The organism is Candidatus Accumulibacter necessarius (assembly GCF_036625085.1).
In genome coordinates this window covers 203,046-214,637 of sequence record NZ_JAZKUM010000004.1, presented here as the reverse complement: position 1 = coordinate 214,637, position 11,592 = coordinate 203,046, and the positions used below count along the sequence as shown (strand labels likewise).

Sequence of the window (11,592 nt, the reverse complement as noted above, 5' to 3'; positions counted from 1 at the left end):
CGCAAACCACCAGCCAACCAGCGCCGGCTGACAAGGCCTAGCCAAGTTGGCTGATTGCCGCTCCCGCGAAAAGCCAAGCGCCGCACAACCTGCTTCAACGGAAGGTTTCCTCCTGCTTCGACGGTGATGGCTCGGTTTCAATCAGTTCGGCCTCGTCGCTCTCTTTCATGATCTGATCGATTTTCTCCTGCAGCGGATCGCCCTCCGGTTGTGGGGGCACGACAACCGGAGCAGGCGTTGCGGGTTCTTCGCGAGCTTCCTGTTCCTGGGCAGGCTTGACGGTTCGTTGCGGCTTGGGTTCGGCAACCGGCTCCGGCGCAAACAGGCTCTGGAACCACCCCCTGATGCGCGCCAACAGGCCGGTATCTTCTGGCGCCGTGAAGCGAACACGTGGATCGATGATGCGCGCGCGCAAGGCATTTCCGAAGAAGTCACCGACTATCGGAAGTGCGCTGTGTGCCCCCTGCCCCCAGTAGTCGCTGCGCAGCGTGACGCGGCCGTCGTTGAAACCGACCCATGCCCCGGCTACCAGCTGCCGGTGCATCAGGATGAACCAGCCATCCGCGTTATCCTGCGTCGTTCCGGTCTTGCCGGCGACGTCGGCGCGGATGCCATATCGGCTGCGGATACCTCGGCCGGTGCCGCGGTTGATTACCCCGCGCATGCTGTCCAGCAGTGTGTAGGCGACCTCGCGCTCGAGCGCAATGTCCGGGTCTTCCGGGCTGAATTCTTCGATGACCTGGCCGTCGCGATCTTCGATGCGGGTAACCAGCATCGGCTCAAGGTAGCCCCCGCCGTTCGCGATCGTGCCGTAGGCGGCAACCATTTCCTTGAGGGTGACGGGGCTGGTGCCCAGGGCGAGCGATGGCACGGCGTCGAGCGTGCTCTGGCGCACGCCCATCTTGCGGGCGAGTGCCGCCACCTTTGCGGGGCCGACTTGCTGGATGAGTTGCGCGGTGATGGTGTTCTTCGAATAGGCGAGGCCATCGCTCAGGCTCATGGCCTCGCCGCTTGGCGGCCCGCCATCGGTGGGCCGCCAGACCTCGGCGCCACCGACGGCAATTTCCACCGCCTGGTCGATCAATCGGTCGTTCGGGCGGGCGCCCTGGCGAAACGCTTCAGCGTAAACAAAGGGTTTGAAGGTCGAGCCGGGCTGGCGACGCGCCTGCTGCACATGGTCGAAGGCATCCTCCTCGAAGTCGCGGCTGCCGACCCAGGCCTTGACGTGGCCGTTACGCGGATCGATTGCCAGGAAGCCGACCTGTATCTGCGTCTTTTGCCGGTGCAGCGCCCGCAGAAAGTCCTTGTCGGCCTGAAGGTCCTGCATGGCCTGTTCGGCCGTGCGGCCTTTGGCGACGGCGGAGGCGTACTCGGGTGATTCGCGGATGAAGGCCTGGACCAGGCTGGAGTCGGTACTCCACGCCAAGCGCCTTCCCCATGCCGCGTTGGCGATGTTCTGCAAGCGGTTGCCCTGGCGAGTCACGGCCGCGCTGGCCGCCGCCTGCAGCCGGGAATCGATGGTGGTATGTACCACCAGCCCGTCGCCATAGAGGCTGTAGCCGTTGCGGTCGGCCCACGCAATCAGCCATTTGCGCAGGTGCCTGGCGAAATGTGGTGCGGGTCCCGGTGGTTCCACCTGTCGCTCGAAGTCGATACGCAATGGCCTCTTGCTGAGCGAGTCAAACTGTCTGGAGGTCAGTTTCCCGCGCTTGACCATCTGCTTCAGTACCGTGTTGCGTCGCTGCAGGGCGCGCTCGGGATTGAGAACGGGGTTGTAATAGGTGTTGCCCTTGAGCATGCCGACCAGCGTAGCGCTTTGCAGTACATCGAGTTGGTCGGCCGAGGTATCGAAATAGGTGCGGGCCGCCATTTCGATGCCGTAGGCGTTGTAGAGGAAAGGCACGGTGTTGAGGTAGGTTTCGAGGATTTCGTTCTTGTTGTAGATGGCCTCGATCTTCAATGCGGTGATGGCCTCCTTGATCTTTCGCGTCAGCGTGGGGGCCCGGCCGATCGCTTCTGGGTAGAGGTTGCGGGCAAGCTGCTGCGTCAGGGTCGAACCGCCCTGGCGATCGCCGCTGAACGTGTTGAGCGCTGCGGCAGCGGTGCGTCGCCAATCGAGACCGAAATGGTCGTGGAAACGGTGATCTTCGGTGGCAATCAGGGCATCGATGACATGTGGTGAAATCTCGGAGAGTGCGACCCATTCCCGGTTGGATTGCTTGAACTCGGCCAGTTTCTTGCCATCTGCCGAGAGGATCTGAGCCGGTTGCTCCGATGACGCCTTGCGGATGTTGCTGATACTTGGCGTGAATGGAATCAGGATCAACACATAAAGCAGCAACAGGGTCGGCACTGCCACCAGTGTCCGGATCACCCCCCGCCGGGTCGGGTGGCGGAGGGCATTGAGCGTGCCGGCGAGGCGCGATGAAAGGCCCGTGACCATCCGGCTCGCCAGCTGTTTCAGTTCACAAAACCGGGAACGTATTGATGCCATGGTCATTCATCTCAAGGCCGAAAGGGCTCGTGCGCAAGCGTTCCTTCAATTTTGACCAACGTCGTTCCGTTTGCTGGCCCTTCACGGCCATGGCCAGTGCTCGCCTCTGGCCGACCAGCACCACCAGCTTCTTGCCGCGAGTGATGCCGGTATAGATCAGGTTGCGCGTGAGCATCAGGTAGTGCGGGGCACTGTGCTCGCCCGGCGGATTCAGTACCGCCTGCAAGGTGGCGTTGATCCCTGGTGCGCCGGTGATTCCCCGGTTTATCTGGTGCGCACTGCGGACGAAGCGCGAGCTGGCCGCCTGGCGGAAAACCTTGGTCCTGGCTTCCAGACCGGTCGACTCGGCGAGGCGCTTGGCCGCCCGTCCGCTTGGGGAGCACGGCAGGGCCTTGACGCCCTTCACCGTCATGATATCGAGGGCTGCGTTCAGGCGACGACACACGGCAGCAGCATCCACTGCATGCACGGGTCATGCCAAGTCTCTCAGTTGAATCGGCAGGCGCCAGGGCCATCAGGATGGCCGCAACTCCCGCAAGGGCCCGGCAGGTCGGCAGACCCCGAAGCCGAACCGGTTATGGCGGCAAAGGCCGAGACCTTTTTGCGCAGATCGGTGCTGTGGCAGCCAGGACACTCCGGCGCTGGCGAGGACTGGCGTACCAGCTTCTCGAACGCCTTGCCGCAGGTGGTGCACTCGTATTCGTAGATGGGCATGATGTGGGTACTCCCTGTTGTCTGGAATGATCCTGAACAAACTGTCTGATATCGGTTGATGCCCTGCCGCAAGCCGGGATTCAGGTCTACCGCGAGACCGTGCAGCGGAGCGTGGCTGGCATTGTTGAGCGGGGCTTTCCTTCTCAGGCGGTGCGGTGAACCCGGAAGACCGCGGCATCGTCACCATGATCAAGCAGGATTCGGCGAACCCGATCCTGCCACAAAGCCGCGAATCGTTGCCGCTCATTCGCGTCCGCCACTCCGGACAGGCAGCGTTGCATCAGCGGACGGAGTTCCGGGTCCGCAGGCACCTGGCTCAGGTGCGCTGCCGTGTCGACCTCACCATGCCCGTCGCGCCGGGTGTACCGGATGTCAGACGGAATAGCCGCGTTGAATGACAGCAGGGAACGACGTTCGAAGGACCCTGCAAGCCCCTTGAACCCGCCTTCTCCGGCGGCGCCGGTCAACATCGAGACGACGTTGGCCGTCACCCCGGTGACGCCATCTGCAACCGATGCGGAGAACGCCACGCGCAGCCCGCCACGCTCGGGCAACGCGTCGCCATACAGTGCCCGCATGGCCCGCCGGGTCAGGCAAAAGGCGGATGCAACCGTGGGGCAGGAATGCCCGGCGAGTTTCACCGCGTCGAGGTAGCTGTACTCGATGAGGCCTCCGTCGGCTGCACCGAGGAATTCCGCCAGTGGGTCGCGCAGCACGATGCGCGGGATGGCGTCGAAAAAATCGGGATATTTCATGAATTTCTGACCCTCTACTTGACGAAGTCGATGACGATTTCCGCGCGCTATTGCGACAGGTACCGGATATTATCGGGCACTTGCGCCAGGACCAGGGGCCCCAGGGCAATTGCATGAATCTTATACAAGACCGAGCAGTTCCGCGCGGAAGGTATCGGAGGTAGCGGCGATGAGGCGCTGAACCTTGAGACCGCCCTTGCGCTTGGTCGGGGAGAGGCGGATGAGATTCAAGACGAACTGGCGTACGACAGCGAGGTTGTGAGCGGCATGATCGGTACGGGCCCGCATCTGGTCGTCGCCAAAGACCACGTCCATGCACCAGTGCAGACTGTGGCAAGTCGGCCGGAGGAGTTGCACCCCCGGCCTCTCACAGAACGGTGCGTGAACCTCTCGATTCACACCGCTCCCATCAAGCAAACGCACCGACCATTCCTTTCTGCCAATGCACGAAGAGATACGGCTGCGTCTCGGAAAGCTGTTCGAGAAACCTGCTCGCCCGTATCTTGTGGCCCTTCAGCCGTCTGTACTTCCTCATCGCCCAAGCCACCAACGTCTTGTTGAAGTGCCTGAAGACGGGGTACATTGCCGACCGATAGAATCTTCCGTAATACGCGAGCCAGCCCCTCAGGACTGGATTGTGCAGTCGGGAAATGTCGGCTAGGCTCAGCTCCGTCCGATTTCGGTAGCTCAGTTTGCGTGTCGTTGCCCGCATCGCCGTAATCGCTTTGTTGCTGACCGCCGGGGTGAAGCTCACAAACAGGCTGTTGCGCTTGCTGTTCTTCACCACCCTTGGCCGGAAGGTATATCCGAGGAAATCAAACTGCGTGACCGGATACCTCCCCTTGCGACTACCGTCTTTGCAGTACACGATCTTGGTCTTGTCCGGATGCATCTGCAGGGCGCATTGCGCAAACCTTGCATCGAGCGCCGCCATCAGGGCCAATCCTCCCAAGTTAGCATATAAGCATAATCACTTATAGGCGTGAGACAGGTGGGGTTTCGGCTGAGGTTTGCGAGGTTGCGAACGGTCGGGAACAAACTTCTGGAGGTTCAGAGCGATTTCTGCGAGGAGCGGTTTGAGGCGGCGAGTGGTAGCCTGAGCGGCCAAAAGCCAGCGACCGAGTTGCCGCTTGATCTTGTCGATCGCGAGGGTGCGGTTGATTTTGTACAAGGATTCCGGGTCCAGATGAGCCGCCGTGGCGACATAGGCCGCCAGGGCGTTGAGGTTGTCGAAGACCGCCTTGGCACCAAAGTCCTGGCGCGCCGCGTGCCAAGACAGGCCGGAGGTATGCTCCAGTTGGAGGCGATGCTTGACCCGCTTGTATGCCTCCTCGATCCGCCACCGACCGTGGTACAGATCGGCGAACTCGGCGGCGGGAAACGCCACCGGATCGAGGAGCGAGGTCATCACCACATGGATCCGTCCATTCGGTGTCACTACCCGCACCAGGCGAACAGTGGTCGGCGTCGCCGGACATTCATAGTCTTTGGCATCGCGGGCATTCGGGGCGCGCAAGACGACCACCTGCTCGCTTTGGCCGGACCGCAGGAACTCACGTACCACCTTGAATCCTCGCGACAAATCGCAACGAATACAAAAATGGAGCTGGCGCGCGGTCAGTACCGACACCAGCCAACGACACGGAAAGCCTCGATCCATCAGCAGCAGATCGTCGGGGCGCAGACAGTCGATCGCCTCGAAGAACATCTGGCGCTCATTGGACAAAGGCTCATGCAGCCGGAAGTCCAGAAACAGTTCGATCCCTGGCAAGTACAGGCCAAACGCCATGCCTTTAACGATCGACCGGACCCCGTCCTTCATCATGGTCAGGCGAACGTCGCTCCCATCCGCGGCGACCACGCGGAGCCCTTTCCATCTCGGGAAGGGCAGGTGCTCCTCCGCCAAGCGGATCAGCTCCTGATTGACTTCGCCAAACACCAGCGCATTGATCTTGTAGCGCGCCTGCGAAAAAGCTTGTGCCGTTACTTCGCGCACCGAGTCGGCGCGATTGCGCAGATTGGCGAAGAACTGATCAAGTTCGGACTGTACCGCGGCCTGGACTCCGGAGAGCAGAAAGCTCAGGACGGTCGGCAGCGTCAGGGTGCGTTGGCGGGTAAAGTGTTTGGGGTCGAGCCGAGCTACTTCCATGAACTCTCTTGACAACAGATAGTTAGAGAGCTTCATAAGCATATTCGAATATTCAGGCTGTCATGTGGTTCTCCTTTATAAACAACGCTTTATACCGCCATTATGCAAGACAGGTGCGATCGGCGCAACCGCGCACAATAGTTATGCTTTGGTGCTAACTTGCGAGGATTGCCATCAGGGCCTGCGCCTCCTGCTCGGTCCGACAATGGACCAACCCATCATCCGCATACCGGCACCAGGGGTTGTCCGGATAGTGTTTCGTCATCCAGACGTCAAACGTGTAGTGAAGGAACAGGTTGGCCAACACCGGACTGACGACGCCGCCTTGCGGTGTCCCCCGGGTACGTTCTACCCGGGTTCCGTCCGCCTGTTGCAGCGGCGCAGTTAGCCAGCGCCTGATATACAGCATGGCCCATTCACACTCCACGTGCTTCTCGAGCGCCTTCTCCAGCAATGCATGGTCGATGTTGTCAAACAGGCCTTTGATATCAAACTCTAGAACCCAAGAATACTTCCAGCATCGTTCCCGCGTTACCCCCACGGCATCCAGCGCCGACCTTCCGGGCCGATAACCGTAGGAATCCGGTAGAAACTTGGCTTCAATCCCGGGCTCTATCACCCGCTTGACAACCGTCTGCGCCACACGATCTGCCACCGTTGGAACACCCAATATGCGCTCCCCGCCATTCTTCTTGGGAATGGCAACCGCTTTGACCGGCGGCGGAAAGTAGCTTCCCGACGACATCCGGTTCCAGATCTTGTACAGGTTACCCTTCAGATCCTTCTCGAAGTCGCCGATCGATTCCTTATCCACCCCTGCCGATCCCGCATTGGCTTTGACCGCTTGATACGCTTCGTACACCAGCCATTTGTCAATGGCAAATGGTTTTGTTGCACTCATCCGTTTCCTCCTGTTGCCAGTTGAACGCCAAGTGCAACCGCTTGATCCGACCCCTTTGCTCCAGCCGCATTACCAGCCTTCATCGCTCGTACGGGTCGGTCCGTCCCAGTGCTCCGCATCGGTACTCTCGCCTCGTGGTTTCTGCCACTTGTGCTTCTCCCTTGACATCGGAACGACTGGTTCCCGCAGTTCCACACAAAAGCCTGGATCAGCTTCACGCCTCCTATACGCCGGCCGCCGCTTGCCCAGTAGTCAGGTGCCCGGCAAGCTTGTCCCAGAAGATAGAAACGCCCCTGGTTTTGACGACAAGTCTCTGGATTACGACGCGTCAGCGAAGGTTCACTTTCGTTCGTCTCTCTGATCCTTACCTGCTCGAGGTACGTCCTCGACGCTTTGACCCCAACGCTCACCACCACGGCTCTTGACCGCAGCAGCTTGGGGTGGTTTGAGGCCCGCTCCTGAAAGCCGACCCCGAGGGACCTACCCTCATCTTCCGTGTAGCTTCTACACAGTTCGTCAGTCCATTACGAACTTCCTTTCTGTGTGCCTGCGGCACACTCTCGACACGCCAGTGCTGGCGGACGCTCTGATTCATGCGCTGAGCGTCAGGTGGCAAGCTACTGAGATACACGCGCCGTTCAGTCGAAGTCGCTTTCCCCCTGATGGTCCGTTCGCTGGTGATCACCGCAAACGATTTCAGGTCTGGCCAGCGCTCGGGGGCGTGCAGACAGTCCAGCTGGTTGAAGACGTAGCAGCGACGCACTTCGATCCGGCCATGATCCTTCTCGACGACTTCGTGGAACTGGTGGGGCGTCTTGGCTGGTGCCGCCTCGAAGGCGATGAAGAAGTCGTCGATCGATTCGGCCAGCTTGGGCTGATTGTCCTTGACGGCCAGGAGGTAGTCCGCGCCGCGGTCCCGAATGGCCTGTGCAATGTTCGGCTGCGTGCCCATCGCATCGATGGTGACGATGCTGCCTTGCAGTGCCAAGGTCGCCAGCAGTTCCGGGATGGCGGTCTTCTCGTTCGACTTCTTGGCGGTCGCGCGCTGCCCGAGCACCACACCCGCTTGGGCCGCAAAGGCGCTGACCAGGTGAAGGGGTGTGGCGCCCACCTTTCCCGACCGACGACTGGTCTTGCCGTCGATGGCCACCACGTCGCCGTTTGCCAGCACGGGCAACACCTGGCCCACCCAGCGCACGAAGGCCGCCCCGAATTCGTCGGGATCAATCGCCGCAAAGACCCGGCCAAAGGTGTCGTGCGAGGGGATGCCCTGTTCGAGTTTCAGATACTCCCGCAACCACTCCAGCTTCTCTTTCGCCCAAGCCTCGATTTCGACAAAGGTGTCGGCCCCTGACAGGACCGCACTGACTGCAACCACCAGCAACTCGATCAGGTCGTGCTCGACCTTCGTACTCTGCCTCGGATCGCGCACGCCCACCCAGACGTCGACCAACCGGAACTTGCTTTCTGCCCTCATGGAAAACCCCAAAAAGACAGAAAACTACACAAATCAGGGGGCTGTGAACAGCCCCTTTGTAACTCGTTGAGCGTAAACGATTATTTCGGAGGGTTCACGACGATGGCATTCATGCGATTGCCCTGCCAGGGGCCCGAAGGTCCGCCACTTGCAGCGACGTCTGGCTCATTCTCTGGCACCTTCCGGAGACAAGGAGATGCAGCCGCGACGCAGGAGAGCTTCCATTTCATCTGGCGGCAGCGGGTAGCTGAACAGATAGCCTTGCAGCTTCGGGCATTGCGCACGCTGCAGGAAATCGAGCTGCTCTCTGGTTTCAACGCCTTCGGCGATGACGTCCAGATCGAGGCCGCGGGCCATGGAGATTATCGCGGTGGTGATGCCGGCATCGTCGGCATGCTGTGGTAGGCCGTGGATGAAACTCTGATCGATCTTCAGCGTGCCAATCGGGAAGCGCTTGATGTACGACAGCGATGAGTAGCCAGTACCAAAATCGTCGATCGAGAAGTGAACGCCCATTGCGCGCAGGCGAAACAGTCCCTGGATTCGTTCGGCCTCCGGATCCATCAGAATGCTCTCGGTCAACTCCAGTTCGAGCCGGTCGGCAGCGACGCCCGCTGCGACGATGATCGCCGCAACGGTGTCGAGGAAATCCGGTGCGCCAAGCTGGCGTGCCGAAACGTTCACCGCCACCCGTGGGACCGACACGCCACGCTGCTGCCATTCCCGCACCTGGCTGCAGGCGGCATTGAGCACCCACTCGCCGAGCGGGATGATCAGACCACTTTCCTCCGCAACCGGAATGAACAGTGCCGGCGATACCAGCCCCTGCTGCGGATGCTGCCAGCGGACCAGTGCTTCGACCCCGACGATCGTGCCATCGCTGGCGCGCACCTGCGGTTGATAGAATAGACGGAATTCGCCTCGTTCGAGGCCCTTGCGAATATCGCCCTCCAGCGCCAGGCGTGCCGTCGTTCGGGTAGTCAGCGTGCGCTCATACAACTGCCAGTTGTTGCGCCCTTGCTCCTTGGCGTAATACATCGCGGTATCCGCGTGCTTCAACAGCGTCGCGGCATCGTCGCCGTCGTCGGGAAAGAGCGCGATGCCGATGCTAGAGGTAACCGCGATCTCCTGCTCACCGATCAGGACAGCTCGTCCGAGCAGTTCCTGTATTCGCTGTGCGACCACGCAGGCGGCCTCGGCGGTGTCGACATCGGGCAGAACAACAGTGAACTCGTCGCCGCCAAGACGTGCGAAGTGCAGGCCCGATTCGTCCAGCGCCGGCCGGGCAATGAAGGCGCCTGCGCGCAGCCTTTCCTGCAGGCGGTCGGCGACGGTCTGCAGCAGGCAGTCGCCGGCACTGTGCCCAAGCGTGTCGTTGATCCGCTTGAAGCCGTCCAGGTCGAGAAACAGCAGCGCTATCCGGCTACTCGTCCGGCGTGCGCGCAGCAATTCGCGATCGAGACGTTCGAGAAAACTCTGCCGGTTTGGCAAGCCGGTCAGGGTGTCGAAGTAGGCCAGGCGACGAATCTTTTCCTCGTTGCGCTTCTGCAGTGTGATGTCGCGCACGACCACCACCACCTTGCTGGGTCCGTTTGGCGCGATACGCGCCTCGTAGTGGTGAATGCCCCCGTCTACTGGCAGGTCGATGAACACCGATTGCAGTTCCCCTCGCTGCAGCGCCTGCTCGACACCCCGCAGGATAGTACCGGCCGTCTCGGTTGGCAGAACCTCTGCCACGTTTTTTCCGACCAGTTCGCCACCGGCGACGAAGAATCGCGTCGCGTAGGGCTGTTTGTAGTCGAGGCAGACCCCTTGCCGATCGATGACCAGAATCAGGTCAGGCATCGCCCACATGATCGCCGCCTGCTGTCCTTCGAGCTCATGCAACTCCCGGTGCTCGCCCCGCAGCCGGACAATCAGCGCTGCCAGCCAGAAAGCTGCCTGAAGCAGGCTGCCGATCGGAAACGCGAAGGCCGCCAGCCGGCCAACCTCGACACCGCTACCGACCACTGAAAAAGCCTGCACCCCCCCGCCGACCATGGTCGCGCCTAGCCCCAGCGTAAACAGCCGGAGCGAGGTATCGCCCTTGAACACGCCCCTGACGAGCAACACGATGGTCGCAACGGCCAGAACGGAGAGGACGGCCGCCCCGGCACGGTAACCGGCCGGATGCCATGCCGAAGCGAGGAAGCAGAGCGCGCTGAGCAGGACGAAGCCGCCAATCGCCACGCGCACCCTGCCCCGCAGCTGCAGGAACTCGATGACTGCGAAGCCGATCCCGAGCACCACGCCGGCGACCGAGATCGCCTGCAGCGTAGGGAAGTACTCCGGACCGGGCCAGAACGGCACAAAAGCGGAGCCAACTCCAAAATTCTGCACCAGCCAGACCTGCAACGCGGCACAGTAAAAGGCATAGGCCAATGCGACGCGGCTACCTGCGTAGGCGTCGAAGCCGAGGGCGACGACAATCATCATCAGCAGGATGCCGGTGTAGGCCCCCAGGCCGACCCAGAGCACGGTGTTTTCGCGCACGAAGCTGGCTTCGTCGGTGATCATGATCCACGGACGGATTGCCTTGTAGTCCTGCACGATCGCAGTGATGGTCGCGCCCTGGGGCAACGGTGGAAGGCGAGCGTAGGGGAACGGGCTGACGATATCACGCTGGGCAAACGGTAAGCCACGACCGGAAATGGAATACCAGGGGCAACCATTGACGTCGGTGGCGACGACAATGAAGAATTCGGCAATCGGTTCCTGCAGGTAGACGATTGGCGATCGGTCCCCGAACCGCTCGTGCTCGACCTTGATCTGGAAAGCGCGGGCCGGCTTGGTCAATGACAACTCTGGCAGTTCCAGGTCCTCACAACCCGCACCCGGTCGTGACAGTAAATCGCGGAGCCGGGTCAGCCAGCGGCTCGCATCGTCCGACCGACCGGGACCTTGCGGGGCATCCCACAGAGTCGTCAATCTTGCCGAGAAGGTGCTGGTTTCCGGCCAGGCCCCCGGAATCACGAGGGCTATCACCGCCAGGAGCACCAGCCCCCTACAGATCCGCTTGATCATCACACGCATCATCCCGTGGTTTTTCTTCATCCACGCTTC

The 11,592-nt window shown here is 61.2% G+C and carries 6 protein-coding genes and 4 pseudogenes; all 10 read right to left on the bottom strand.

Translation table 11 applies throughout. The annotated features are described in order from the left end of the window. Positions 1-94: 94 nt before the first annotated feature. The 10 genes and pseudogenes from V5B44_RS12110 to V5B44_RS12065 all read right to left on the bottom strand — a co-directional run bounded on the left by V5B44_RS12110 (position 95) and on the right by V5B44_RS12065 (position 11,583). Entirely contained in the window at positions 95-2,443 is a 2,349-nt protein-coding gene (locus V5B44_RS12110) for a penicillin-binding protein 1A (RefSeq protein ID WP_332359280.1), read from the bottom strand. 22 nt (positions 2,444-2,465) lie between these two features. Then, positions 2,466-2,678: pseudogene (locus tag V5B44_RS26660) on the bottom strand (hypothetical protein); the annotation flags it as partial. A gap of 302 nt (positions 2,679-2,980) precedes the next feature. Continuing rightward, positions 2,981-3,208 (bottom strand): FmdB family zinc ribbon protein, encoded by a 228-nt coding sequence (locus tag V5B44_RS12100; protein ID WP_332359279.1) that lies wholly within the window; start codon positions 3,206-3,208, stop codon positions 2,981-2,983. Between the two features lie 143 nt (positions 3,209-3,351). Next, a complete protein-coding gene (locus V5B44_RS12095; RefSeq protein WP_332359278.1) occupies positions 3,352-3,963 on the bottom strand; it encodes a hypothetical protein in 612 nt (203 codons plus the stop codon). A gap of 120 nt (positions 3,964-4,083) precedes the next feature. Continuing rightward, positions 4,084-4,290, bottom strand: a pseudogene (locus V5B44_RS12090) (ISAs1 family transposase); the annotation flags it as partial. An 82-nt stretch (positions 4,291-4,372) separates the two neighbouring features. Beyond that, complete coding sequence (locus V5B44_RS12085; protein ID WP_332359277.1) at positions 4,373-4,897, bottom strand: group II intron maturase-specific domain-containing protein; 525 nt, start codon at positions 4,895-4,897, stop codon at positions 4,373-4,375. Between the two features lie 36 nt (positions 4,898-4,933). After that, entirely contained in the window at positions 4,934-6,148 is a 1,215-nt protein-coding gene (locus V5B44_RS12080; protein WP_332357585.1) for an IS4 family transposase, read from the bottom strand. A 124-nt stretch (positions 6,149-6,272) separates the two neighbouring features. Further along, positions 6,273-7,013, bottom strand: a pseudogene (ltrA, locus tag V5B44_RS12075) (group II intron reverse transcriptase/maturase); the annotation flags it as partial. 556 nt (positions 7,014-7,569) lie between these two features. Then, positions 7,570-8,490: pseudogene (locus tag V5B44_RS12070) on the bottom strand (ISAs1 family transposase); the annotation flags it as partial. A gap of 165 nt (positions 8,491-8,655) precedes the next feature. Further along, positions 8,656-11,583, bottom strand: coding sequence for a putative bifunctional diguanylate cyclase/phosphodiesterase (locus tag V5B44_RS12065; protein ID WP_332359276.1), 2,928 nt, complete (start codon positions 11,581-11,583; stop codon positions 8,656-8,658). Positions 11,584-11,592: the final 9 nt, after the last annotated feature.

Bases quoted from the DNA above. Each gene is read 5' to 3' on its own strand.
- V5B44_RS12080 (WP_332357585.1), bottom strand. From the start codon at position 6,148: ATGAAGCTCTCTAACTATCTGTTGTCAAGAGAGTTCATGGAAGTAGCT.
- V5B44_RS12065 (WP_332359276.1), bottom strand. From the start codon at position 11,583: ATGAAGAAAAACCACGGGATGATGCGTGTGATGATCAAGCGGATCTGT.
- V5B44_RS12095 (WP_332359278.1), bottom strand. From the start codon at position 3,963: ATGAAATATCCCGATTTTTTCGACGCCATCCCGCGCATCGTGCTGCGC.
- V5B44_RS12110 (WP_332359280.1), bottom strand. From the start codon at position 2,443: ATGGTCACGGGCCTTTCATCGCGCCTCGCCGGCACGCTCAATGCCCTC.
- V5B44_RS12100 (WP_332359279.1), bottom strand. From the start codon at position 3,208: ATGCCCATCTACGAATACGAGTGCACCACCTGCGGCAAGGCGTTCGAG.
- V5B44_RS12085 (WP_332359277.1), bottom strand. From the start codon at position 4,897: ATGGCGGCGCTCGATGCAAGGTTTGCGCAATGCGCCCTGCAGATGCAT.